Origin of the sequence: Pseudomonas sp. Irchel 3A5 (genome assembly GCF_900187575.1) — a bacterium.
GTDB lineage: Bacteria > Pseudomonadota > Gammaproteobacteria > Pseudomonadales > Pseudomonadaceae > Aquipseudomonas > Aquipseudomonas folii.
Genome location: NZ_FYDU01000016.1, coordinates 133,777 through 158,626, shown reverse-complemented (window position 1 = coordinate 158,626; position 24,850 = coordinate 133,777). Strand labels below are relative to the sequence as shown.

Below are 24,850 nucleotides of genomic sequence, written 5' to 3'. Positions count from 1 at the left end.
GATGGAGCAGGAATCGGATGCCGAACACGCATCAGGATTTGCGCCGCAGCCCTGACCACATCAGCGACGGCAGGATCCGTGACGGCAGAAGTTGTTCGTCTTTGCCAACGGCGCCCGGCAGGGCATGCCAGGGGATGCTCGCGGTGCGGTGATGCTGCAGATGCAGGTTGATGTTGTAAGGCCAGATGAAAAACCGTCCCAGCCAGCCCACGCGCCAGGCGTATGTCCATTCCTGCCAGCCGGGCGTGACGCCGGGGCCGCCGCTGTGCTCGGCAATGCTGCGAATTTTCTGCAGCAGAGTGCCGAGGGTGATCAGGGGTATGAACCACAGCATCGCCAGCAAGCCCACTTCCTGGATTGAGCATTGCCAGACAAGGCAGGCCACAATCATCAGCCAGACCAGCGCCGCGGCAAGCAAAGGCCAGGTGACCTTGGGCGGCGCGCCACCGGCAGCTTTGTAGGCCGCGATGTTGCGCAGCGTATTGACCATCAGCAGGTCACCCAGCAGTTGTCTGGCCAGAAGCTTTGCGCTCAACGGCTGAAAACGCCACGGCTGACGGAAATAGAGGAAGCGGCGCTCCGGGTCCTGCTCGGTCCCGGCGTGCTGATGATGATCAAGGTGCAGCGGGCGATAGAATTCGATGGGCACCAGGCCCGGGACACCGATCGCCAGGTTAATCAGAAAGTCGTTGGTGCTGCGTCGGCGGGTCAGATTGTAGTGGGTGGCGTCGTGATACAGCACGAACAGGGCGTGCTGGCGTGCTGCAACGATGAGCATGGCCAACAGGTAAAAACGCCAGTCTGCGAGATAAACCGCAACGCGGATCGTGACGAGGATGCACAGCCATTCGAGCAACAGCGCCGACAGGGTGCGCATGTCGACCGCATAGCGCTTGAAGATCAGCGTCGCTACGCCGCACGCTACACCGATGGCCACGCCATAGGCCATGTCGGTAAACACGTGCTGCCCGGTGGTCATCACCGTCAGCATCAGCACCACACTCCAGACGGCAAATACCCAGGCTTTTTGCAGTCGCAAGCCAGCCATTGCGACGCTGATTGCCACCGGCAGTGCCACATGCCCGCTGGGCGAGGCGGCCAGTGGAGCATCAAGCCGGTACAGCCAGTCGAGCCAGGCAGCGCCGGTTTCAGGACGCAGGATCATGGTTGGCCAGAACAGATGGCAGACCAGACACAAGCCCGCCGCCAGGGCACCGGCAAAGAACGTCGGCAGCAGCCATGACGACTGACGCCCCATGTACACAAGCACCGGCATGACCAGCGTGTAGCTGAGGTACAGCGGCAGTGTGAACGCAAGCAGAGGAACATGAGCGTCGACAATTCCGGGTTGCACCAGCTGCACAGAACCCATGGGTACATGCGTGACCAGAAAGTACAGCAGGCCGGTGACCAACAGGTACATCATCAGCCAGGTGATAGGCCGATCAACGCTGGAAGCGGCGGAGTGAGGAGGGTGCATGTAGACAAAGCCTGTCAGGATAAAGCCTGGTTCATTTGATACGTGCGCAAGCGGATAATCAGCCAGGCTGACAGGTGCGCAATGATGATTGCAGAGGCGGTGGGGCATTGAATTGAGCTGACAGATTCATTGCCCTCAGCCGCCCGGCCATTCAGAATCCGGTCATTGTGTATCCATACATCGAAGGCCTCCATGAGTTTGTGCGCGACCGCTGTACCGCGCTCCGATCTGCAACCGAATGATATTGATCGGATGTTCGAGATTTATTCCGCCTGTTATCAGGATACCTGTCTGTTACGGTTCAAGCAGGATCTTGACGACAAGACCCACTGCGTCGTGCTGCGGGACGCCTCTGACACGATCATGGGCTTTTCGACGCTCAAGCTGTTTGAAATGCACTGGGACAACCAGCCCGGCAGGTTTATTTTTTCCGGCGACACCATCATTACCCCTGAACACTGGGGCAGCCAGCAGCTCGCGTTCGCCTGGTCCCGACTGATTGGCGACCTGTGGCGTCAGGCTCCCGACGTGCCCCTGTACTGGTTTCTGATCTGCAAAGGGCACCGGACTTATCGCTATCTGCGGGCGATGGTACTGGATTACGCACCCCGTGCGGGGCATTTGACCGAACCTCATGTGCAGGCGTTGATGGATCACCTGGCGTATACGCGTTTTGGCGATGCCTACGACCCGGCAACCGGCCTGCTGTCCTTCAAGACACCGCAGGGGCGGCTGACCGCAGAGCTTGCACAGGTGTCGGAAAATCATGCGAGGTTGCCGGACGTTGCCTACTTTCTGCAGAAAAACCCTGGTTATGCTCAGGGCGACGAGCTGGTTTGCCTGTGTCGCTTCACGCCTGAAAACCTGCGGCCGTTGGCGCGACGCCTGATCATGGCCGAGCAGTACTCAACGTGCTGATTCGTCAGGCGGGTACGGCGGACAACTCGCAGCTTCTGGATTTTCAACAGCGTCACGCCATGCGCGGCAGCATGCCGCTGCGCTTTGATCGCAGTCCGGATTACTTTGCCCTGCACAACTGCCATGCCGCCGATCACCGCACCTGGGTCGCCCAAAGCCCGGAAGGCGAGCTGCGCGGCTCGGCCAGTCTGGTGGTACGCGATGGTTACCTGCAGGGCAGCGCTGAACCGGTTGCCTATCTGGGTGATTTGCGGCTGATGCCCGACCGCAGGCTGTCCCGCTCATGGATGGCAGAAGTCCAGACGCGTCTCGCCGATCTGTCCCTGCAGACAGGCGTGCAGCAAGCTTACTGCTGCATCATTCGCGATAACCCGCTGGCCATTCAATCGCTGTTGGGACGACGGCGTGCAAACCCGTTGAAACTGGCCCACTGGCGTGGCTACAGCAATGTTTCGGTGTATGGCCAGCGCGGCTTGAGTCGCGCACCTCGCACATGCCCCAGGGTGCGAGTGATGCAAGCGGGGCCGCGACATCTGGATGCACTGAGGGCGTTTCTCGACAGCGAGTCGTCACGGCAATCCTTTGGCTGCGTGTTCAGCGAAGCAGAATTCCAGCGCAGGCTCAGCCACTGGCCTGACTTCAGCATTGGCTCGTTTCTGCTGGCGGTCGATGAGCGCGATAACCTGCTCGGCTGTGTTGCGCCATGGGATGCAGGAAAGATAAAACGGATCGTTGTCGAGCAGATGCCCGTGGCCCAGCAGTTGCTGCGTCTGGGTTACAACGCGGTCGCACCGTTGGCTGGCCGACCGGGCATTGCCTCGCCGGGTAACGCGCTGCGAGATATCTACCTGACTCATTTACAGGTTCGACAGCGTGATCCCCAGGTGTTTGCCGCTTTGCTGGATGTCGCCTGGGCGCAGGTGCGCAAAGAATATTCGCTGATGCAGCTATGCCTGTACGACCATGACCCGCTGTGGCCGGCGCTGCGCCGTTACCGCAGCGTGTCCTTGCCGATGGATCTTTACACGGCCCCCTGCGGCAGCAACACCCCTGTTTTTACCGAGGCGAGTGCGGCGGGAGTTCCGGGGTTCGAGATCTACCTGGTGTGATGGGTTCTGACCGGCAGGGTCTGGTGCAGGACTTCCAGTAACGTCCGCCAGAACCTTGCCGGATCAAACCCGGCGCCGCCCAGTATCGGCTGGCCATGATCCACATCCGGCAGGCAGATTTGCGGCAGGCCTGGTATTGCAAGGTCTTCCATATAAAACTGGCCATCATGTGCATGCCCCGGACGCAGGGCGTTAAGGCGTTGATGGTGAGTGTCGAAGCGCGAGCGGCGCACCGCTGACCAACTGACAACATGGACACAATGCAGCGTATCGGGCAGGGCCGAGAGCATGCTGGCGACCTGCGGGTCGCGTTGGCTGCTGATATCCCGTGTACCTTCGGCGAGCAGGGTGCTGTTGACCATCGCCTGACGAAACCGGTCCATGGCATAGCCCGGGCCACCTTCCGGAGTGCTGTAGCCCAGCAAGTCATCGATGATCGGCGAGGGGCCAACCGGCGGTTGCACCAGCGCGATGCCGTCACAGGCGTCGAGCAGGGACGGGTTCTGCGTCAGCGTCGCCAGCGTGTCCAGACTGCCCTTGCTGTGCGCCAGCACCACAAACCGCTGCCCTGGTCTGAGGCGCCTGCCGAGTACCGTCGCAATGTGTTCGCCCTGCGTAATTACGCCGCGCGAGGAGCGCACCGGCATGCGCAGGACCTCGTAGCCCTCGGACTTCAGCGACCGCGCACAGGCCCGGTTGCAATAGAGTATGAATTCCGAATAAAGCCCTGCAACCAGCACCACCAGCGTGTCTTTCGGCAGGCCGAGCCGGGGCGTTCTCCAGCCTTTGAGGAACAGTTCGGTCCAGTCCAGTGCTGCAGGCGGGCGCACGAAGGCTGTAGCCGGGAAATGGCTTTGCCAGTCGTCAAAACCCTCGGGGGTCCAGATATTCGTCATGCGGATCGGCCCTGATCGCTTTGCTCAACGCTGTTCATCGAGCGCCTGGCGAGCACTGTCGAGAAGCTCGCGGGTATCGATGCGGTTGGGGTGGAAACCGGGCAAAAACCAGAACAGCCCGGCAGGCACGATGCGCGAAAGCAGGCCCGGATTGACGAACAGCCACCACTGCAAACGCAGCCATTCACGCCAGTTGCGGTGTTGTTTGTCGCCGTGCACCAAGTGATAGGTGAAGTATGCGAGATCGAAGGTGAAATACACCGACAGGCTGATCATCGCCACACAGCGAAGCAAGTAACGCCATACCGGGTTGCGTTCGACGACACACAGCACGTCATAGGCAACCGCCTTGTGCTCGATCTCTTCCAGAGCGTGCCAGCGCCACAGGCCTGCCATTGTCGGGTCGGCGCCCCTGAGGTATGCCGGGTTACGCAAAAGCTGATCTGAAAGTATCGCGGTGATGTGTTCAAGGCTGGCGGTCAGCGCCAGTCGGAAGCTGGCCGGTAGCCGCTCGCTTTCCTTTCTACGCCGCAGCAGCATGCGTTCCAGTTTTTCGACCGGCGCGCCTTGTGCGCCAAGCCGCTGGTTGTAGGCACGGTGCTCGCGCATGTGTGACGCTTCCTGATAGATGAAGTCGTCGACCGCCTTGTCGAGCTCGCTGCCCTTGTCGAGCTTGTGGCGAAAATGCACCACGCTTTCGATGAAGATTCTCTCCCCCTGAGGGAACATGAACGACAGGCAGTCGAAAAAGCGCGTGGTGTGCGCCCGACCTGCGTGCCAGTAACGTGGGATGCTTTCATCGAAGGTAAAGCGTATCGAGCGGTACGCGATAACCTGCGGGGAGAGCTGTGCCGCCGAGCGTCGTGAGAGGATGCGTTTGAACAGCGACATGGTGCCCGGCTTACGGTGATGATCAGGGCGACAGTGTGCCAGAGTCCGGCAGGCTTGAAACTGCCGAATAAACTTCCGCATGCGCGGGCAGGTATACTCTGCATTTTTACATGTGGTTACTTTATGCGCACTTATAAGGATATTTTGCCAGCACGCCGTTTCGACACGGCGAATCTGGCGGTGCTGGCTCTCCAGACGCTGCTCTGGGGCGGGACCCTCACATGGTTGTCGCACACCGACGCAGGTGCGTGGAAATGGCTAATCCTGATTCCGTTCTGTCTGGTCATGCAAGGCGTGTTCTCGATGATGCATGAGGCGTTTCACGGCCTTGCGCACAGTAACAAGACCACCAATTACCTGATGATGTGCTGGGCTTCCACCCTGTTTGGCGCCTCCGCGACGCTGATCCACATCAACCACCTCGGGCATCACTCGCGAAACCGTACGCGTGCTGAGCTGGCGGACTTCGCCATGCCGGATGAATCGCTGCTGCGCAAACGCCTGGAATACTATTTTGCGGTGCTCGGCGGTATCTGGCTGGCGGCATTCATCGGCAGCCTGCTGCTGCCTTTGCTGCCGCCGCGCGTGGCCGATCGCTGGTCGCAAAGTGGTGAGGTCAACACTTATGCAGCGGCGTTCAAGGACTTCTCCATCGACGACTTTCGGCGTATCCGCAAGGAAGTCGTTGCGGGCATTATCGTGTGGCTGGCGTGCGCGTACCTGTTTGGCTGGACCTGGGAAGTGGTGCTCGTTACCTACATCGCATTCGGTTTTTCCTGGTCGTCACTGCAGTGGGTCTACCACATGCGTACCCCGATAGATGTCGTCGAAGGTGCCTACAACATGCGAGCGCCACGTTTGGTTCGCTGGGCATTCCTCAACTTCAATTACAACCTGACTCACCACCGTCATTCGCAGATGCACTGGCAGCACATGCATGCGGCATCGGACCTCAAGGAAACCCGGCCACTGTGGTTCGGCTGGCTCCAGGTGTTCACGCCGCCGCAGCGATTGCCCGATGACCTGTCCAGTCTCGACAAGACCTACTTTTGATGCAGACCGATGGCGACTTGAAAAGAGCGCTGTGGCAGTCATTCATTGACAGTACGCACGCCGCACTGGACCACTGGCAGACGCAGTTCGAGCAACCCGAGCAGGCTCAGGAGCGTTTGTTGCTAGGCATGTTGTCGGCCAATCGCGATTGTGCGTTTGGCCGTGCCCATGACTTTGCCGGGATCCGCAACGCCAGCAACTTTCGCGATAAGGTGCCGCTCCACACTTACGCACAATTGCAGCCTTGGATCGAACAGGCACAGCACGACCGCGGCGCGGTGCTGACTACCAGCCCACCGTTGTTTTTCGAGCGCAGCAGCGGCAATAGCGCGTTGCAGAAACATATCCCCTACACGCGGGAATTTCTTGCCCAGTTGCAGGGCTCGCTGACGGTCTGGCTGGCTGATATGTACCGGCAGGTTCCGGAAATCAGCCACGGCAGCGGCTACTGGTCCATGTCGCCGCCCTTGCAGCAACCTGCCATGAGCGTCAATGGCATCCCGATTGGCAGTGTCAGCGATCTGCAATACCTGCAAGGCAGTGCAATTGCCGGGCTGGCGGGCACTTTGCTGATCCCCGACATGGCTCATGACGTTGTGCACTGGCGCAGGCAAACGCTGCTGGCCTTGGTCGCCGATGCCGACCTGAGCATTATCAGCGTGTGGAGCCCGACGTTTCTGAGCAGCCTGCTACAACCGTTGTTCGACACCGAAAACCCCGAAAGCCCGCAGACCTGTGACTGGCTCGAAGCAATGCTGCCAGCACCGCGCAAACAAGCCTTGCGCCATGCCCGTGCTCAAGGGGTATTCACCGAGTTATGGCCGCGTCTGGCAGCGGTCAGCTGCTGGATGGACGGGCCTAGTCGCGGGTACGCCGCGCAACTGGCGGCGCGTTTTCCTCAGGCTCGCTGGTTGCCAAAAGGTTTGTTCGCCACCGAAGGCGTGGTCAGCGTGCCGTTTGGCGAAGGGGCAGGTTGCCCGCTGGCGATTGGCAGTCACTATCTGGAATTCGTCGGTGACAATGGCCTGCCGAAAGGCGCTCACTCGCTACGCATGGGCGAAACCGCGCAAGTGTTGCTGACCACCGGGGCGGGTCTCTACCGTTATGCCTTGGGTGATCGGGTGCGTGTGGTCGGCAAACAGGGCTGTACGCCAAGGGTGGAGTTTGTCGGGCGCAGCGCAAGTGCCTGCGATCTGGTGGGCGAGAAACTGGATGAACAGCTTGTCGAGGGTGTTCTGGCGCAGTGCATCGACAGTTCAGACAGCGCATGCCTGATCCCTGACTCCAGAAACACACTGCCGCATTATGTAGCCCTTGTGTCGACATCATCGACTACACCCTGGCAGGTGTTGGCAAGCGACATCGACACAGCGTTGCAACGCTCCTTTCACTATGGTCATGCGCGCACGCTCGGTCAGTTGGGGCCGGTACGTGTGCGTCTGGTGAGTGGCGGCGCGCAAAAACTCGCAGCGTTGCTGCAGCGCGCGGCGGAGGCAACCGGCATTCGTGCGGGCGACGTCAAACCGCGCTCATTGATCAGTCGTCTGGACACGGCCAATGCCCTCCTTGCAATCACGGAAGAACCTGAATGCCCGCACCTTTGAGCAGCGACACTTACACATCTGACGATGGCACGCGCGAGCAATGGTATGTGGCGTGCACGCAAAAGCAATTGCGCAAAGGCAAACCTTACCGGGCGACGATTCTCGGCCTGAACATCGTCCTTTTTCGCCAGCGCAGCGGAAAGGCGGCGGCGCTCCTTGACCAGTGCGTGCACCGTGGCACCCGGCTGTCGGCCGGTAAAATCACCGATGACTGCCTGGTGTGCCCGTATCACGGCTGGCGCTACGACGCGAACGGGCGCGTAGCCCATATTCCCAGCGTGGATGCCGAGCAGGGCGAACCGAAGTCGCCCGGTTATCGCTATCGGCAGCGCCATTTTGCGGTGTGCGAGCAGGATGGGCTGGTCTGGGTGTACACCGGCATAGGCGATGCTCGCGGTACACCGATTTTCCGGCTTCCCGCCTATGGCGAGCGTCCGTGGCAATCCTATTTCATGATCAACACCTTTGACGCCGATGTAGGCAGTCTGGTGCAGAATTTTCTGGATGTGCCGCACACGGTATTCGTTCATGAAGGTATTTTTCGGTCGAGCAGCGGTCGCGCAATGGAGGCGACGCTGGCTTGCAAGGCGCAAAGCATCGAGGTCGTCTATCACGATGAAGTCGACGAGATCGGCCTGATGCAATGGCTGACTAACCCGGACGGCGAGGCGCTGGTGCACACGGATCGCTTCCTGGCGCCGAATGTGACCTTTTGTGACTACTTGTGGGGCGCACGCTCAGGCTTTCTGATCGTCAGCCAGATCACCCCGGTCAATGATCGCCAGTCACGCGTCTACACCTACATCGCCTACCGTTTTCCGATGCCGCGCTGGGTGTTGCGAATACTGCGTCCGTTCATTCATCTGTACACGCACATCGTGATTCAGCAGGACGTCAAAATCATTCGCGCACACCGCGAAGGCCTCGACAACGTGGCGAACTTCAAACCGTGCAATGTACCTGCCGACGCCATCCATGTGGGCGTCGAACAGTTGCTTGCAGCGGTTCGGCGCGGCGAGGCGCTGCCGGAAGCACAGCGTCGCGAGCGGCGGATCCGGTTCGATCTTTGACAGCCTGGTGTTTCAACCGGCTTTGAGCTTCGGCTGAACTGAATTCGCCAGTTGCTTCAGTGACAGGCAGCACAACTCCGCAAGAAGGTGGTGACTGAAGGCATGCTGTTCGATTTGGAATGCTCTGCCAATTGATGTGCTGGTGAAGGGTCGGTCGCAAGGGGTTACTTGATTCCCAGGCTGGGTACTGAGCAGTTAACCTAAGCACCTTTCGTTCTGCAAAGCGCTCAACATGGCCATCAACCTGTTAACCGAATCCATGCTCGGACACTGGCGCGCTCCGTCGGGCGTCTGGTTATGCGAGTTCCAGTTCGGGAGCCGATTGATCTACGTCGAGCACCGCAATGGCGAGTCGCCTGACCGTCGGCTTGCCGCAGCTCAGCGCCTCGTTAATGCTGCATGGGAGGATTTGCCGCAAGCGCTGATGTTTGCCGAAAAGCAATGCAAGGCGCAAATGGCCGAATTAATACGGCTATGCCAGGCTCATATGATGGGGGAGTCGCCGTTGCATGTTTACTCAATCCAGTTCGGACTGGACAACATTAATCCCAGCTACGCAATTTCGAAAAATCCTGATTTCGATTGGGATCAGACCCTGATCTTCGAAGATGATCTGTGTCAGCAACACTGCGTAAGCCTGGAAAGTTACGAACCAGACCATGACTTTTTTATTTATGTCCAGCGTGTGGGGTTTCAACAATTCGAGCTTGAGGGCTAAGCGGGAAAACACATGGCTCGATTTTCAGTTTATAGCGGGACAACTCTGGTGGGGCATTCGGCGCTCGAAAATACAGATCCTTCAATGGGAGTTGCTTTCGGGCAATTCGATCCCGCCGATGGGTACCGTTTGATCCAGAGCGAATGCCGAGCTAATCATTCGGATCAGTCGGCACTCGCGCTAACGGTTGAAACGTCGGATGGCCAGGTTATTCCATGTGCAGGCGTCGGGATTCTGGATTACTCGGTTGAGTATCAGGACGACTATATCGAGGTCAATGTGCTGGGCATTCATGATCCGTTCTATGCAGAGTTGTTTGCTGATTAGCCACGTTGCACATGAGGCGGACCTGGCAAATTAATCAGCTATCCACCCACATCATTATCGGTTCATCAAACCGCTTTGTTTCCAGACGCTCTGGTGTCCCCGTGAATCCTGTCGGCATCCTTTGCCGGAGGAAGCCCAAACACCCGTGAATAATCCCGACTGAATTGCGTAGCACTTTCGTAGCCGACCTCGAAGGCCGCAGCCATGACGCTTTTGGCACTGCCGACCATCAACGTTCGGGCGTGGAGCAGGCGGACGCGTTTCTGGTACTGCAACGGACTCAGGTTAGTCACCGCCTTGAAGTGACGGTGGAAGGCCGAGACGCTCATCGACGCGCGTTGCGCGAGGCTTTCCACTCGGATCGGCTCAGCAAAGTCGCGGCGGATCCACTGGATCGCTGTATTCACCCGGGCCATGGCGGTATCCGGTGCTGCAATTTCTCGCAGCATCCAGCCATGGGGACCTTGAAGTGCACGGAAGATAATCTCTCGTTCGTAGACCGGCGCCAGGGCCGCAATGGCATCTGGATCGCCCATCAGTCTCAGCATTCGCACCCAGGCATCCATCAGCTCGGTTGTGACCGGCGCGACCGAAAATCCGGGGTTCTTATCGATGCGGCTGGCAGGTTCAGGCAAGTCAGCAAACAGCGTGGATAACACAGTGGGATCGAGTGTCAGGCTGACTGCCAGGTAGGGCTCGCCGGACTCGGCGGGATGCACCGAACCTACCGCTGGCAATTCAATGGACATCACGAAATAGGTCGCAGGGTCGTACCGCAGCGTTCGATCACCCACCGTCATGCTTTTGCTGCCTTGCAGAATCAGGTTGATCATCGGGTCATAGACAGCCGCCAGCATGTGTTCGGGGATTTTGCCCTGAACCATGGCCACGCGCGGGATGCCCGTTTCGGTACGCCGGTTTTCAGCTCCGGCCGCGAGCGACCTGAGTTCATTCAGTTGTTTGTCCATCTGCAGCATGCTGAGGGCAGAGCATGGCGATGCGCAAGCAAAAAGCAGAAACGGGCAGGTTTCGAGTAGGAACGGGTACGACCCTGGACGGTGTGATGCGTACTGTGGAGTCACGTTTGAACCACAGAGGAAATTCACATGGGCGTTATTGTCATTACTGGCGGCAGCCGTGGAATCGGTGCAAGTGCAGCCGAGCACGCTGCTCAACGAGGTATGGGAGTCATCCTGACCTACAATTCTAACCCGCAAGCCGCAGCGTCGGTGGTGGAGCGCATAGAGCAGACCGGTGGCAAGGCCGTTGCGCTAAAACTCGATGTGGCTGACGTTGGCAGCTTCGATGCGTTTCGCGAGGAAGTGGTGCTGGCTCTGCGTGAAACCTGGGCGGCTACTTCGTTGAGCGGCCTGGTCAACAACGCGGGATATGGCCTGTTCAATCCCATGGCCACGGTCACCGAAGCGCAGTTCGATGGCCTGTGCAATGTGCACCTCAAGGGCCCGTTTTTCCTCACGCAGGCACTACTCCCCCTACTGGCGGAAAACGCCAGCATCGTCAATCTGACCAGCGCAACTACCCGGGTAGCCACTGCGGGTGTTGCGCCCTATGCAGCCTTCAAGGGCGGGCTTGAAGTCTTGACCCGTTACATGGCTAAAGAATTTGGCGAGCGGCGTATTCGAGCCAACGCCGTATCACCCGGCGCTATCCGCACTGAACTGGGCGGGGGGCTAAACGATGAGTTTGAAGCGATGCTGGCGTCGCAAACGGCGCTTGGCAGGGTGGGTGAGCCCGAGGATGTCGCTCGTGTGATCGCCATGTTGCTGTCCGAAGAGGGCGCCTGGATCAATGCCCAGACTATCGAAGTCGCAGGCGGTTACAACATCTGAGCGAGAGGGTTTTGCCATGCTGGATCATATTTTTCTGTCGGTAAGCAACATCGCGCGTTCCATCAGCTTCTATGAGGGTGTTCTTGTACCACTGGGCATTACCGGACGCCTGGACTACGACGGCAAGGACGGTCCGCCGGGTCATCCTGATCTGAAAGGCTTCGGCGCCAATGGTCGGGTATTTTTCTGGTTGCGTGAAGGGGTAGTCGAAGGTCGCGCTGTCCACATCGGTTTCGTGGCCAACAGCAAGGCTGAAGTTGAAGCTGCCTATGACGCTGCGATCAAGCAGGGCGCAATCGACAACGGCCCTCCCGGTGCGCGATTGCACTACGACCCGGCGTACTACGCCGCCAATGTGCTGGACCCGGATGGGTACAGCCTGGAGTTTGTTTACAAAAACTGGCAGCACACCCAATGAGCACACTTCTGATCTACGGAGCTACGGGCTATACCGGTCGCATGGCTGCAGAACGTGCGAAAGCATCAGGTCTGAAATTTGAAATCGCCGGGCGTGATCAACCGCGAATTGCCGCGCTTGCTGCACAGCTGGATGTACCTTTTCGCGTGTTTGATACTGGTCTGGATGTTGAAAAGTTTCTGTCTGGCATCTCGGTTCTGTTGAATTTTGCAGGGCCATTTGCGCAAACGGCAGAGGCGTTGATGCGCGCCTGCATCAAGGCTGGCGTCGATTATCTGGACATTACCGCCGAGATCAACGTTTACCGGCTGGCCGAGCGGCTGGGGGCTGAAGCGAATGCGGCACAGGTCATGCTGTTGCCTGGTGTCGGATGGGATGTTGTCCCTTCCGACTCACTTGCGGTCCATGTCGCTCAGCGTGTCGCCAAGCCTCTGGCCTTGAGCATTGCGCTTCAGGTGCCAGGATCAATGTCTCGTGGGTCAGCCATGAGCGTCAGCGAAATCATTGGCGCCGGTGTCCTCGCGCGAGTCGATGGTGAACTCGTTGCAACCCCAGATGCCCAGCCACGCCACTTTGATTTCGGCGAGGGACCGGTTCTATGTGTGCCGCTGTCTTTCGGTGATCTGGTGACGGGGTGGCATTCGACCGGTATCCCCAACATTGCGATGTTTGTGCATCTTTCTGGCGAAGCTTTTCCAGAGGGCGATCTCTCGCTCCTGCCGGACGGACCGAGTGCAGAAGAAAGGGATACTTATCGAGCGCATGCGGCCGTCGAGATTATGGGGGCTGATGGCGCGATTTCACGGTCCGTGATCGAAACCGTAAATGGTTATTCCTATACGCCGCTGGCGGCTGTTGAAGCGGCACGCCGTGTATTGAGCGGAGAGCGGCGCGCAGGCTTTTCCACTCCGACGCAGGTCTTCGGCGGCGGATTTGCCCAAAGCATTGCAGGGACGGTAATCACTGACCTTTAGGGGCTTGCTCGCGATAGCGTCAGTTCAGGCGATAAATTCGTCGACCAGGAAATCGAATCGCGAGCAAGCTCGCTCCTACAGGGTACGTGTTTGCTGCGCGACAGCGCAGTGCCGGGGACACCGGGACGGCTCCTGCAGATCTGCGTTTTAATTCAGCATTAGCTGGTCATAGCGCCACCGTCAGTTCATTGAGCGTGTGTTCTGTGGCAATCGGCGACCTGAATCTTGCCGCGTCCCGGGCAGGTGGCAGACCAAATAGCCGGGCATACTCTCGATTGAACTGGGACGCGCTTTCATAGCCCACGGTGTAGGCAATGGACGTAGCGTCCAGCGTATCGAACAGCAGCAACCACCGAGCCCTCAACAAGCGCAGGCGCTTCTGATATTGAATAGGCGTCATGGCTGTGACCGATTTGAAATGCCGATAGAAGGCGGCAACGCTCATGTCTGACATGCGCGCGAGCGGCTCGACGCGAAAAGGCTCGGTGTAGTGCTCGCGAATCCACTGAGTGACACGGCGGATCTGTGTCATGCGCCCATCCGGACGGGCAACGTCCCGGAGAATGCCGCCCAGAGGACCCTGCAAGGCACGGAACAAAATCTCGCGTTCGATCATCGGTGCCAGCACCGCGGCCTCATGCGGTTTATCCATAAGCCGCATCATTCGTACCCATGCGTCAATCATTTCATCCGGCGCGAGCACGCCCTGGAAGCATGAGTTCTGCGGCGCCCTCGGCATCTTGCCCTCGTCCATCAGCAACGTAGCAATCACATCGGCGTCCAGGGTCAGGCTGACGGCCAGATAGGGTTGATCAGCTGCACTGGCGTGAATCTGGCCCGTCGCGGGCACGTCAACAGGCACCAGAAAGTAACTCCCTGCGCTGTACCGAGAAACTTCTTCCCCTATCGATAACGTCTTTGTGCCCTGAAGCACCAGATGCAACATCGGCTGATAGACCTGATCGGCGCAGGCCTCGGCACGGACCATGGCTACACGAGGCAAACCGGTGTCCGTCCATTTATCCTGGGCGCGCATCACGATGCGGCGCAGTTCTGTCATTGGCTTTTCCATGGCCTACCGTGAGCTACATCCCTGTTCATAGCAAGCCAGCCGAGAAGATCAGGCAAGTATGTGCGAATAACCGACAAACGTTAGTTCGCTCGTTGGCCGAATACTGACGGCACACGGTTCGTTGCACTCCCGTTGTTCGCAACCCGACAGCAACGAAGCCTCATGTCAGTCAACTTCAAAAGGTCACGTTATGAAACTCGAAGGAAAAATCGCGGTTGTCACGGGGGCGTCGAAAGGTATAGGTGCCGGGATCGCCAAGGCACTCGCTGCCCAGGGCGCAACCGTCATCGTCAATTACGCTTCCAGCCAGGTCGATGCTGATGCAGTAGTGACTCATATCACAGCCCAGGGCGGCTCGGCCTTTGCCATACAAGCAGACATGAGCCACGGGCCTGATGTTGTGCGCCTGTTTGCAGCGGTCGGTGAAAAGTATGGGACGCTGGATGTGCTGGTCAACAACGCTGGCGTTGCGGTGTTCCAGATGATTGATGATCTGACTGAAGAAGCCTTTCATAAGCAGATCAATCTCAATGTACTCGGCTACCTGCTCGCGGTACGAGAGGCCGTCAAGCTGATGGGCTCCGAAGCAAGCATCATCAATATCAGCTCAATCCTCAGCACCGACCCCTACCTGGCGTCGAGTGTGTACTCGGCGACCAAGGGGGCGGTCGACACGTTGAGTTTTGCACTGGCAAGGGAATTGGGGCCGCGTGGCATTCGCGTCAACTCGATCCTGCCGGGGCACACGAACACGCCTGCAACCGATGGGCATTTTGCGGGTGAATTGGGTGAGAAAATTCTGGCAGGCACGCCGTTGGGGCGTTTCGGTGAGCCAGAAGACATTGCGCCTTTGGCCGTGTTCCTGGCCTCCGCAGATTCGCATTGGGTAACAGGCGAATCCATCAGGGCTTCCGGTGGTGTGCGCGGTGTAGGTTATTAAGACGCCAGTTCAAAAGCGAGGTGCACGGCAACGTGCACCTCATGGTATCGCCAAGGCAAATGCCGGTTTGATTCAGATCGCAGGGCAGACCCTTGCTTCCTTGCGTTTGGTCACATGAGAAACCGTGAGCCATCCAGACGCGATTGCCAGTACCAATGCGCACGTTGACAGAATACCTCCCACCCAATTGGGCGCGGCATAACCAAACCCCAAGGCAATCACCCAGCCGCCGAGCCAGGCGCCAATTGCGTTCCCCAGGTTGAACAAGCCTATGTTCACGGAGGCGGCGAGATTGGGGGCCCCAGCCGCACGCGCCTTGTCCATCACCAGCCGCTGAATGGGCGACACGCTGGCGAAGCCGAAGCCCGCCATCAGCAATACACACAAGGCCGACGCCAAACGACTTTCCACCACGAAGAAAAACACGAACAGCACCAGCGCCTGTCCCGCCAGGGTGAAGTACAACAAGGGCATCAAGGCGCGATCCGCTAGCTTGCCACCGAGCAGGTTGCCGATGAACAGTCCCAGGCCAAATAGAAAAAGGATGCCCGTTACTCCATTGTCCGAGTACCCCGTTAATTCCGTCATCATTGGCGATATGTAGGTGATGGTCGTGAAGAACGCAGCGGGCCCGAGCACCGTAATGCCCATGGCAAGTAAAACGTGCACATTGACGAACGCTGAGAGCTCGCGGCGCAAACTCGGAACTTCATGCTGTTTGCCTTTAGGCACCAGCAACGCTACAGCCAGCATCGCCACTACACCTATCACGGTGATTGCCATGAACGTCGCCCGCCAGGAAACCATCTGTCCCAGCCAGGTGCCCGCTGGCGTGCCTATCAGGTTGGCAAGTGTCAGGCCGCTGAACATGAAAGCGATGGCACTGGTTCGGCGGTTGGGTGCCACCAGTTCCGATGCCAGAATTGATCCGATTCCGATAAACGCACCGTGTGTCAGCGAGGTGAGGACCCGACCGGTCAAGGCCCAGGCAAATGTAGGCGAAAGTGCCGTCAACAGGTTACCGGCGATGAAGAACCCCATCAGCGATACCAGCATGGCTTTCTGCGGCACGCGGGCGCCAAGGATGATGAGCAAGGGTGCCCCTACGAACACTCCTAACGCATAGCTCGTCGCCATGTAGCCTGCGGCGGAAAAGGAAATGTCGAACTCGGCTGCAATCCCTGGCAATAGACCGGCGATGACAAACTCAGTGGTGCCAATGCCGAAGGTGGCAATGGCGAGTGCCCAAATGGCAGCAGGCATGAACAGTCCCTCTCGATTGAAGTGCGTGGTCGATGGGGAATAGTAGAGGTCTAGAGCATTCTTGGAAATTAGGTACTATATGGGGACATAGATACCTATTGGTAACCATAAGATGCCTGAAATTGTCGCTACACCACTGGTGTTTGACGCCAGTTGCGCCCCACGCAGGGTCATGGGGTTGTTCACCGTAAAGTGGGTCAGCCTGGTGCTGCACGCACTGGATCGATGGCCGGGTGGACGTTGTCGTACCGGACAATTACAACGGGCTTTGCCCGGCATCTCCAAGAAAATGCTCGTGCAAACGCTACGTGACGTAGAGGCGCGAGGATTGGTTGCGCGCCACGTGCACAGTGTCGTGCCGCCCAAGGTGGAATATGAGTTGACGCCGCTGGGCAAGACTTTCGCCGAGGCCGTCGAAATGCTCTACCGTTGGGGAGAAGAGCACCCCCAGGAACTCGACGAACTGGAAGCTAATATGGCCAGTGCCCAAGCGATTCTTGAGTTGTCTGGTTCCGAGGATGTGGTGAAAGAGGACTGACGCCGATTCGACTACCGGGTCGTGAAAGGGCTAGAGAGCTTCGCGGACCGGCTTTTCGTTGGTTAGGCATTCAGGGCTGCGTCAGCGTGCTAAGTCCGCGCAATCTGTTGTTCTTTGCCTCTGTTAGACTGCCACCCTTTACACGCAGAGTGGCATCCAATGAGCGCAAAGGTCCGTTTGACCCAATACAGCCACGGCGCCGGTTGCGGTTGCAAGATATCGCCTCAAGTGCTTGAGGTGATCCTCGCTGGCAGCGGCGCACAAAATCTCGATCCAAAGCTTTGGGTGGGTAATGCTTCGCGGGACGACGCGGCGGTCTACGCCATTGATGAGGAGCGCGGAGTCGTCTCAACTACCGATTTCTTCATGCCTATCGTCGACGACCCCTACGATTTTGGCCGTATTGCCGCCACCAACGCTATCAGCGATATCTATGCAATGGGTGGAGATCCAATCATGGCCATCGCCATTCTCGGCTGGCCGGTCAACGTGCTTGCTCCGGAAATCGCTCGCGAAGTGATTCGCGGTGGCCGTGCAGTTTGTGATGCTGCGGGCATCCCGCTGGCCGGTGGACACTCCATTGATGCGCCAGAGCCAATCTTCGGCCTGGCGGTCACGGGTCTGGTCGAAAAGCGTTTTATGAAACGTAACGACACCGCTACCCTGGGCTGTACGCTTTATCTGACCAAACCATTGGGGATCGGTGTGCTAACCACCGCCGAGAAACAAGGACTCCTGCGGGACGCCGACATTGGCGTGGCGCGCGACCAGATGTGCACGCTCAACACGATAGGCAGCCGCTTCGGCAAGCTTGCCGGGGTGACCGCGATGACTGATGTCACCGGTTTCGGCCTGCTGGGTCATTTGGTGGAAATGGCTGACGGCAGCCGATTGACCGCACGTATCGAGGCCAGCGCCGTGCCGCGCCTGGCCAGTGTCGATTATTACCTTGAGCAAGGATGCGTACCCGGGGGTACGTTGCGCAACTTTGACAGCTATGGGGGCCGCATTGGCAAATTGACCGACTGGCAAAAACATTTGCTATGCGACCCGCAAACCAGTGGCGGCCTTCTGGTCGCAGTAGCGCCAGAGGGCCAGGCGCAATTTCTGCAGACCGCCGCCGATCAGGGCCTAAGCCTGCACCCGATTGGCACACTCATCGAGCGCCAGACCAAAGCCGTTGAGGTGTTCTGATGCGGGACAACAGCGCCGACTTGCGCCATATTTTTTTAAACGATATCCCGCTGATGGACGTCCGCGCACCCGTGGAGTTCGCCAAGGGGGCCTTTGGTCAGTCCGTTAACCTGCCGCTGATGAACGATGCCGAGCGTGAGGCCGTCGGCACTGCCTATAAACAACAGGGACAGCAAGTCGCCATCGACTTGGGGCATCAGTTGGTGTCCGGGGCTACCAAGGAATCACGTATTGAGGCCTGGGCGGAGTTCGTCCGGTCTCAGCCGGAAGGCTATCTGTATTGCTTTCGCGGTGGCCTGCGGTCGCAGATCACCCAGCAGTGGCTGGAAGACATCGCCGGTGTTCCTTACCCGCGGGTGCTAGGCGGTTACAAGGCAATGCGCACCTTCCTTATCGACACCATCGAGTGCGCCGTTCAGGAGTGTGAACTGGTCGTGGTCGGGGGCTTGACCGGTTCCGGCAAGACTGAAGTGCTGGCGGGGTTGAGTAACGCCCTCGACCTCGAAGGTCACGCAAACCATCGCGGCTCCAGCTTCGGTAAACGTGTCAGTGCTCAGCCCGGGCAGATCGACTTTGAAAATGCTCTGGCTGTGGACATCCTGAAGAAACGCCATCGCGGTGCCGAACATTTCGTACTCGAGGACGAAGGTCGCGCGATTGGCAGCCGTGCGGTGCCTCTTTCGCTGTTTCGGCAGATGCAATCCGCGCCTCTGGTGTGGCTGCAAGACAGCGTCGAGAGCCGGGTTGAACGGATCCTCAAGGATTACGTTATCGACCTGTGCGCAGATTTTGTCGCTGTCCATGGCGCGGAGGAAGGATTCAATGCGTTCGCCGAACGCCTGCGCCAGAGTCTGGCCAGCAATCTCAGGCGCCTGGGGGGAGAGCGCTACAATCGCCTGGCGGTGATTATGGACAGCGCCCTGCAGATCCAGCAGGCAACGGGACTGGTGGACGCTCATCGGCAATGGATCGAGCAATTGCTCAACGAATACTATGACCCCATGTACGCCTACCAGCGTGACAGCAAGTCCGAGCGTATAGAGTTTGCCGGTGACCAGGCCGCCGTCAGGGACTATTTACTGCAGCGCCGCCACGCGTGAACCCAGCGGCGCCTGCGCCTTTCTAGAAGACCAGCGCCGCGATGATGCCGCTGATAATGCCCACCAGCATGGTCAGCAACGCGACGGCCACCAGTACCCGACGATCAAAGGATTTGCGCAGCATCAATAGCGACGGCAGGCTGACGCTCGGCAGCGTCATCAATAGGGCTACTGCTGGAGCTGTACCCAAGCCGACCCCCATGAGGGCCTGCACGATAGGAATTTCTGCCGCAGTGGGGATCACAAACAAAGTGCCCACGACAGCCAGTGGTACCAGCCATAGCCAGCTATTGGTCATTGCTCCATCAACGTGAGGGAATAACCATACCCGTGCCGCTCCGAGGATCAGCACCGCCAGCACGTAGATCGGGATGGTGGTCCAGAACAACTGCCACATCGTGCGTAACCACTGCACCGGGAGACTGCGGGTATCTGCGGCAGTGGCCACCTCAACAGCATCCACAGCCGCTTTCGGCAGCGCTTCTGGTCGCGACATGCGCTGGGCGAGTAACGACGCACCGAGCACAAGTCCAACGCCGGCCACCAGGCGCAGGGCGGTGAACTGCCAGCCGAGTACGAAGCCCATGAAGATCAAGGTGGCGGGGTTGAGTACCGGGTTTGCAATCCAGAACGCCAACGCCGCACCCTCCGACACGTTCTGTCGCCGTAGCCCGGCCGCCACCGGAGCCGCACAGCAGCTGCACATCATGCCCGGCAGAGCGAACAAGCTCCCCCGCAGCGTAGAACCGAAGCCGGCTTTTCCGAACGCGCGCAGCAACCAGTCGCGGGGAATAAGCACCTGTACCAACGAGCCAAGGATGATCGCCAGAACGGCAGCCTTCCAGATTGCAAGAAAATACACTTGCGCATAAGTCAGCGCAGCCAACAAGGGCGACGTCAGATTATCGTTGAGGATCGAGCCGCCAATGCTATGGGTATCGGCGGCGATGAACGACTTGAGATAATAAGGTGACCACTTGACGTAATACAGGCCGATGACGGCCACCAGCAGAAACACCGCCGGTTTGCACCAAAATGCCCAAGAGCGGGTTGTGGAGGGAGGAGACTGGCTAATCATTATGAAATCCGTGCGTAAGCGAACGTCTATGATACGTCAACGCTGGCTGTCAGTTGGCAACAATGCCTGCCGCCAGGAAAGCAGGGATTGGCCCGGAGTGTGTAATCGCCGCTAACTAATACTTTCACTTACAGCCAATGGAGGGTTGAAACATGTACACGCTTTTCGGGACAGAGGGTTCCGGTTCGGCGGCTATCGAGATAGCGCTGAAATATTGCGGCGCCGATTACCGGTTGGTGGAGGCCAGTTCCTGGGAGGAGGGCAGTGGCCGGGATGAGCTGCGACGGATTAATCCGCTACTACAAGTGCCTACTCTGGTTTTACCCGACGGCTCCGTGCTGACCGAAAGCGCCGCGATATTGACCTGTCTCGGATTGGAGTTTCCTGCCTCAGGGCTGCTGTCCCTGAATCCGTCTGAACGAGCTATACAACTACGCGGTTTGGCGTACATCGCCTCCAACTGTTACGCAGCCATCGGCATCATCGATTACCCGGAGCGCTGGTTGCCCGCCGCGAATAAAGACCAGTTGCAACAATTGATCAGCGGCGCAAGGTCTCGCCTGTATGAGCACTGGGACACTTTCAGTGACGTGTTCGAACATACCGCGGCGTGGCGACCCGAAAACCCCGGTGCTGTCGAGATTCTGGCTTGCGTTGTGACGCGATGGGCGGGCGCACGTGAACATCTGCGACTATCACGGCCGGGCTTTCATGCGGCGCTGTTGTATATTGATAGTCATGTAGCAACTGCGTTGGCGCGGCGGTGTTTCTGATTCCACAGGTTCTGCGCAATTCCAGGTATGGCGAGGCGACGTGGGACCGGCTTCAGCCGGGAAGAGGCCGTTGCAGCCGACACATGTGTATTGTCAGGAATATTCCCTTCCCGGCTAAAGCCGGTCCCACGCCGCAATCCACTTTGCAGGCGAACATAGAATCTCCCACAGGCGGATTTCAGGTGGGCAGCGAGCCAAGGCTGACGTCGCATGAGGTTGATATGTGCTGCATTGCTCGCCAGAATCGCGCCCCTGTACGGCCAATCGCGCCGGACTTGAGCGTGAAAGGGGCTGCAGTTGAACGAACAGACATTGTCCAAGCGCCTGGAGCGCGTCGCGGCGCATGTGCCTGCGGGGGCGCGACTGGCCGATATCGGTTCGGATCACGGTTATCTGCCGGTCGCCTTGATGCGCCGCGGATCTATTGCGGCGGCAGTGGCGGGGGAGGTGGCATTGACGCCGTTTCTCTCGGCCGAACGCACGGTTCGCGAGAACGATCTGGATCAGTTGATCACCGTACGCATGGCCAATGGTCTGGCGGCGATCCAGCCGGAGGACGGGATTACGGCCATCAGCATCTGCGGTATGGGCGGCGAGACGATCCGCGACATTCTCGACAGCGGCAAAGCCCATTTGACTGGCGAAGAGCGTCTGATCCTGCAGCCCAACGGTGGCGAGCAGCCGCTGCGCCAGTGGTTGATGGAAAACGGTTATTGCATCCTCAGTGAGGAAGTCCTGCGGGAGAACCGGTTCGACTACGAAGTCATCGTTGCCGAGCGCGCCGGGCCTGTGGCCTACACCGCCGAGGAACTGTACTTCGGCCCGCTACAGATGAAGGCTCGCAGCCCGGCATTTCTAATCAAGTGGCGCCGCATGCTGCGTCATAAGCAGCAAACCTTGAACCACTTCGCCCGGGCTCGACAAGCGCTGCCCGAGGAGAAGCTGGAAGAGGCAGAGCGGCAGGTTCGGTGGATTACTGAGTTGCTGGCATGAGCATGCTCAGGGATTGGTGACCGAGGATATCTTTCGGTAACCACATGATCTGTAGGAGCCATCCCGGTGCCCCTGATACCACGCTGTCGCGCAGCACACATGGGGCCTGTAGGAGCGCACGAGCACCGCGAGGCCGCGATAGCGGTGTATCAGGCAGGAAGCCATCGCTGCCTCGCGGTGCTCGTGAGCTCCTACAGAGACCTGACAGAGTAACGGCCGGTCAGAAGCTATACTTTGCCGTCAGCATCATGTTGCGCGGAGTGCCATAGCTGTCGCCGCCGTAGTCCGAGGAGTCGGCGATGCTTGAGTAGTATTTGCGGTCGAAGACGTTGTTGGCGTTGAGCTGCAGGTCCAGGTTTTTATTAACCTGATAGCCCGCCATCAAATCGGTGATGGCGTAGCTGCCTTGTTCCAGGCGATAGCTGCCACCGTCAGTGAGGCTGATGTCGTTGTACATGCGGCTCTGCCAGGAAACGTTGCCGCCGACGCGCAGTTTTTCCAGTGGGCCCTGGAAGTGGTAGCTGGTGGTCAGCTTGAACAGATGTTCCGGCAGGTCGGTGTCAAAACGCTGGTTAACGTTTTGCGGCGCAGATGCATCTTTGATGGTGTGCGTGCGAGCGTAGGTATAGCCACCGCCAACCTGCCAGTTCTCGGTCAGCGCACCTTGCAGTTCGAAGTCGATGCCCTGGCTGCGAATCTCGCCGGAAGCCTCTGAGCAAGACGCTTGTGGGCAGTCCGGCACCACCACGCTTACTGCACGGTTTTCCTGATCTACACGAAATACGGCCATGCTTGCGTTCAGTGCGCCGTCGAAGTATTCGCCCTTGATGCCAATCTCGTAGTTCTTGCCCACAATGGGTTTGAGCGGCGTTCCAGAGGTACCTTTTTCAACCTGCGGCGTGAAGATATCGCTATAGCTGACGTATACCGAGTGGTGGTCGTCCAGGTCGTAGATCAGACCTGCATAGCGCGTTACGTTGCGAGTGACTTTGTAGTCGCCGTCGCCATCACGGTTGTCGTAGTCGTACCAGTCCAGACGACCGCCAAGGATCAGCTTCAGCGGATCGGCCAGACTCAGGCGAGTGGTCATGTACACACCATCCTGAGTCGTGACTTCGCGAGTGTTTCCGGTGTGAATAAAGTCCGGCTTACCGGCATCGATCGGCCAGAACAAGTCATACGGCGAGTAGTTGTGGGTGGTCATGTCGTAGAGGCGTTTGCTCGCACCCACTACCAGCTCATGTGTGCGCCCGAACGCATCGAAAGGGCCACTGACAAACGCATCAAGCCCGGCCTGGTTCTCATCGTGAGCAGACTGATAGACAGTTCGCTGCAGCGTCCTGTCCGCAGCCCAGCGCGACTGATAGGAACCGGAGAACAACCCGTTCTGCTCGGCGTAATTGGCGTTGATCTGAAGTTTCCAGTCATTGGCCAGTTGCTGGCGCAGTTCTGCGAAAACGGTGTTGATTTCCTGATCCTTGTTCTCCCAGTCCGTACCAGGGTTGTACGAGCGCGGCAGGTTCAAGTGATGGCCGTTCTCGCCAATCATCGAAGAACCCCAAAAGTAGTTGGTCTTGTCCTTCTGATGGGAAAAACCGAGGGTCAGGGTGGTGTCATCGCTCAGGTCCGCTTCGGTGACGGCGTAGAACAAGCCATGGTCTTCTTCTACGCCATCAATAAAACTGTTGGCGTCGCGGTAGGACGTGACAACCCGGCCGCGCAAGGTGCCGCTGTCATTGAGCGGGCTGGAGGCATCCAGCTCACCGCGATAATCGTCCCAGCTCCCGGCGGCTCCCGTCAGGGTGACTTTCTGTTCCGCCAGTGGGCGCTTGCGCACCAGATTGATTGCCGCTGACGGATTACCTGCGCCAGTGACCAGGCCGGTGGCACCGCGTACCACTTCAACCCGGTCAAACATCGCCAGATTAGGCTGTGCGCCGATCGTCACGCCGCTGTAGCCGCTGGGGATGCCGTCATACATCAGGTTATCGATGTCGAAACCCCGAGACATGTAGGACTGCCGACCAGGACCGTTGGCATAGTTGAGAAACAACCCTGGTGCGGCTTTGACCACATCATTGATGCTGGTCATGGCCTGATCGTCCATGCGCTGACGGGTGATGACGGTGACCGCCTGAGGTGTTTCTCGCATGGTCAGCGGTAGCTTGGTCGCTGTCGCCATTTCCCCGGTGGTGTAAGAACTGGTTCCTTCTGTGGTGCTACCCAGTTGCAGTTGTGTCGCGTTGATTTCACTGGCGCCCAGTTCCACGGTAGTCGGGACGGATTTCGCTTTTGCATCGCTGCTGTCATCGGCCATTGACGGAGTGATTGTGGCCATACAGATGGCCATGGCTAATAGATTGCGTGACGGACTGAAGCTGCGCAGCGGGGTAGAGCGGGACATGAATCGCTTCCTGGCCAAATAGAAAAAGTAGCGCTTATGAGAATCGTTGCTATTTATTTTGTCAGGGTTTGCGTTGCCTTAAAAGTCCGATGTGAAAAATATGTGAAAACCGTTATTGCCAATGGCACGTGGTAAGCCGTCATTCAGCAATTAAATTCAGGGCACTCCGCGACGACGCGGTAGTCTT

Annotated in this window: 24 protein-coding genes; 16 read left to right on the top strand and 8 right to left on the bottom strand. The window is 58.4% G+C overall.

Features of this window, described 5'->3' with window-relative positions; all coding sequences use genetic code 11:
• Positions 1 to 31 precede the first annotated feature (31 nt).
• Entirely contained in the window at positions 32 to 1,480 is a 1,449-nt protein-coding gene (locus CKW31_RS24195) for a fatty acid desaturase (protein WP_176469970.1), read from the bottom strand.
• Positions 1,481 to 1,732: 252 nt separating this feature from the next.
• On the opposite strand from CKW31_RS24195, the gene CKW31_RS24185 reads away from it, so the two are divergent.
• Positions 1,733 to 2,398 (top strand): hypothetical protein, encoded by a 666-nt coding sequence (locus CKW31_RS24185; protein ID WP_176469969.1) that lies wholly within the window; start codon positions 1,733 to 1,735, stop codon positions 2,396 to 2,398.
• Complete coding sequence (locus tag CKW31_RS24180; protein WP_095100814.1) at positions 2,392 to 3,507, top strand: hypothetical protein; 1,116 nt, start codon at positions 2,392 to 2,394, stop codon at positions 3,505 to 3,507. Before CKW31_RS24185 ends, CKW31_RS24180 begins: the two co-directional genes overlap by 7 nt.
• On the opposite strand, the gene CKW31_RS24175 is transcribed toward CKW31_RS24180, so the two are convergent.
• Together CKW31_RS24175 and CKW31_RS24170 are read right to left on the bottom strand one after the other, a co-directional pair.
• On the bottom strand, positions 3,495 to 4,403 hold the full coding sequence (locus tag CKW31_RS24175) for a hypothetical protein (RefSeq protein WP_095100812.1): 909 nt from the start codon (positions 4,401 to 4,403) through the stop codon (positions 3,495 to 3,497). The two genes, CKW31_RS24180 and CKW31_RS24175, sit on opposite strands and share 13 nt — an antisense overlap.
• A gap of 24 nt (positions 4,404 to 4,427) precedes the next feature.
• Positions 4,428 to 5,294: a metal-dependent hydrolase gene (locus CKW31_RS24170; RefSeq protein WP_176469968.1), complete on the bottom strand. Its 867-nt coding sequence runs from the start codon at positions 5,292 to 5,294 to the stop codon at positions 4,428 to 4,430.
• A 123-nt stretch (positions 5,295 to 5,417) separates the two neighbouring features.
• On the opposite strand from CKW31_RS24170, the gene CKW31_RS24165 reads away from it, so the two are divergent.
• The 5 genes from CKW31_RS24165 (at position 5,418) to CKW31_RS24145 (ending at position 10,066) form a co-directional block, all read left to right on the top strand.
• On the top strand, positions 5,418 to 6,347 hold the full coding sequence (locus CKW31_RS24165; protein ID WP_095100810.1) for a fatty acid desaturase: 930 nt from the start codon (positions 5,418 to 5,420) through the stop codon (positions 6,345 to 6,347).
• On the top strand, positions 6,347 to 7,951 hold the full coding sequence (locus tag CKW31_RS24160; RefSeq protein ID WP_095100808.1) for a GH3 auxin-responsive promoter family protein: 1,605 nt from the start codon (positions 6,347 to 6,349) through the stop codon (positions 7,949 to 7,951). The genes CKW31_RS24165 and CKW31_RS24160 overlap by 1 nt, the downstream gene beginning before the upstream one ends.
• Positions 7,936 to 9,021, top strand: coding sequence for an aromatic ring-hydroxylating dioxygenase subunit alpha (locus tag CKW31_RS24155; RefSeq protein ID WP_095100806.1), 1,086 nt, complete (start codon positions 7,936 to 7,938; stop codon positions 9,019 to 9,021). The genes CKW31_RS24160 and CKW31_RS24155 overlap by 16 nt, the downstream gene beginning before the upstream one ends.
• A gap of 232 nt (positions 9,022 to 9,253) precedes the next feature.
• Entirely contained in the window at positions 9,254 to 9,739 is a 486-nt protein-coding gene (locus CKW31_RS24150; RefSeq protein ID WP_095100804.1) for a hypothetical protein, read from the top strand.
• A gap of 12 nt (positions 9,740 to 9,751) precedes the next feature.
• Positions 9,752 to 10,066 (top strand): hypothetical protein, encoded by a 315-nt coding sequence (locus tag CKW31_RS24145; RefSeq protein ID WP_256582719.1) that lies wholly within the window; start codon positions 9,752 to 9,754, stop codon positions 10,064 to 10,066.
• A 65-nt stretch (positions 10,067 to 10,131) separates the two neighbouring features.
• On the opposite strand, the gene CKW31_RS24140 is transcribed toward CKW31_RS24145, so the two are convergent.
• Complete coding sequence (locus CKW31_RS24140; RefSeq protein ID WP_095100942.1) at positions 10,132 to 11,034, bottom strand: AraC family transcriptional regulator; 903 nt, start codon at positions 11,032 to 11,034, stop codon at positions 10,132 to 10,134.
• A gap of 138 nt (positions 11,035 to 11,172) precedes the next feature.
• On the opposite strand from CKW31_RS24140, the gene CKW31_RS24135 reads away from it, so the two are divergent.
• The 3 genes from CKW31_RS24135 to CKW31_RS24125 are packed head-to-tail and all read left to right on the top strand — an operon-like array spanning position 11,173 to position 13,308.
• Positions 11,173 to 11,916, top strand: a complete 744-nt coding sequence (locus tag CKW31_RS24135; RefSeq protein ID WP_095100800.1) for an SDR family NAD(P)-dependent oxidoreductase — start codon at positions 11,173 to 11,175, stop codon at positions 11,914 to 11,916.
• A gap of 16 nt (positions 11,917 to 11,932) precedes the next feature.
• On the top strand, positions 11,933 to 12,334 hold the full coding sequence (locus tag CKW31_RS24130; RefSeq protein ID WP_095100798.1) for a VOC family protein: 402 nt from the start codon (positions 11,933 to 11,935) through the stop codon (positions 12,332 to 12,334).
• Positions 12,331 to 13,308, top strand: coding sequence for a trans-acting enoyl reductase family protein (locus CKW31_RS24125; RefSeq protein WP_095100796.1), 978 nt, complete (start codon positions 12,331 to 12,333; stop codon positions 13,306 to 13,308). The genes CKW31_RS24130 and CKW31_RS24125 overlap by 4 nt, the downstream gene beginning before the upstream one ends.
• A 166-nt stretch (positions 13,309 to 13,474) precedes the next feature.
• Here the strand turns inward: CKW31_RS24125 and CKW31_RS24120 are convergent, their stop codons facing one another.
• Positions 13,475 to 14,368 (bottom strand): AraC family transcriptional regulator, encoded by an 894-nt coding sequence (locus CKW31_RS24120; protein WP_176469967.1) that lies wholly within the window; start codon positions 14,366 to 14,368, stop codon positions 13,475 to 13,477.
• Positions 14,369 to 14,570: 202 nt separating this feature from the next.
• On the opposite strand from CKW31_RS24120, the gene CKW31_RS24115 reads away from it, so the two are divergent.
• Positions 14,571 to 15,320, top strand: a complete 750-nt coding sequence (locus CKW31_RS24115) for an SDR family NAD(P)-dependent oxidoreductase (protein ID WP_095100792.1) — start codon at positions 14,571 to 14,573, stop codon at positions 15,318 to 15,320.
• Positions 15,321 to 15,392: 72 nt separating this feature from the next.
• Here CKW31_RS24115 and CKW31_RS24110 read toward each other — a convergent pair whose 3' ends face one another.
• A complete protein-coding gene (locus CKW31_RS24110; RefSeq protein ID WP_095100790.1) occupies positions 15,393 to 16,583 on the bottom strand; it encodes an MFS transporter in 1,191 nt (396 codons plus the stop codon).
• Positions 16,584 to 16,695: 112 nt separating this feature from the next.
• Here CKW31_RS24110 and CKW31_RS24105 point away from each other — a divergent pair, with 112 nt between their 5' ends.
• From CKW31_RS24105 to mnmH, 3 genes are all read left to right on the top strand, one after another.
• On the top strand, positions 16,696 to 17,121 hold the full coding sequence (locus CKW31_RS24105; protein WP_095100788.1) for a helix-turn-helix domain-containing protein: 426 nt from the start codon (positions 16,696 to 16,698) through the stop codon (positions 17,119 to 17,121).
• Positions 17,122 to 17,280: 159 nt separating this feature from the next.
• On the top strand, positions 17,281 to 18,315 hold the full coding sequence (selD, locus tag CKW31_RS24100) for a selenide, water dikinase SelD (RefSeq protein ID WP_095100786.1): 1,035 nt from the start codon (positions 17,281 to 17,283) through the stop codon (positions 18,313 to 18,315).
• Positions 18,315 to 19,415 (top strand): tRNA 2-selenouridine(34) synthase MnmH, encoded by a 1,101-nt coding sequence (gene mnmH, locus CKW31_RS24095; RefSeq protein WP_095100784.1) that lies wholly within the window; start codon positions 18,315 to 18,317, stop codon positions 19,413 to 19,415. Before selD ends, mnmH begins: the two co-directional genes overlap by 1 nt.
• Positions 19,416 to 19,437: 22 nt before the next feature.
• Here the strand turns inward: mnmH and CKW31_RS24090 are convergent, their stop codons facing one another.
• On the bottom strand, positions 19,438 to 20,493 hold the full coding sequence (locus CKW31_RS24090) for a permease (RefSeq protein WP_095100782.1): 1,056 nt from the start codon (positions 20,491 to 20,493) through the stop codon (positions 19,438 to 19,440).
• Between the two features lie 152 nt (positions 20,494 to 20,645).
• Here CKW31_RS24090 and CKW31_RS24085 point away from each other — a divergent pair, with 152 nt between their 5' ends.
• Positions 20,646 to 21,266, top strand: a complete 621-nt coding sequence (locus tag CKW31_RS24085; RefSeq protein WP_095100780.1) for a glutathione S-transferase family protein — start codon at positions 20,646 to 20,648, stop codon at positions 21,264 to 21,266.
• A gap of 297 nt (positions 21,267 to 21,563) precedes the next feature.
• Positions 21,564 to 22,259: a tRNA (adenine(22)-N(1))-methyltransferase TrmK gene (locus CKW31_RS24080; protein WP_176469966.1), complete on the top strand. Its 696-nt coding sequence runs from the start codon at positions 21,564 to 21,566 to the stop codon at positions 22,257 to 22,259.
• 220 nt (positions 22,260 to 22,479) lie between these two features.
• Here the strand turns inward: CKW31_RS24080 and CKW31_RS24075 are convergent, their stop codons facing one another.
• The gene (locus tag CKW31_RS24075) at positions 22,480 to 24,663 is read right to left on the bottom strand and encodes a TonB-dependent siderophore receptor (protein ID WP_095100776.1); all 2,184 of its coding nucleotides are present in this window, start codon (positions 24,661 to 24,663) and stop codon (positions 22,480 to 22,482) included.
• Positions 24,664 to 24,850: the final 187 nt, after the last annotated feature.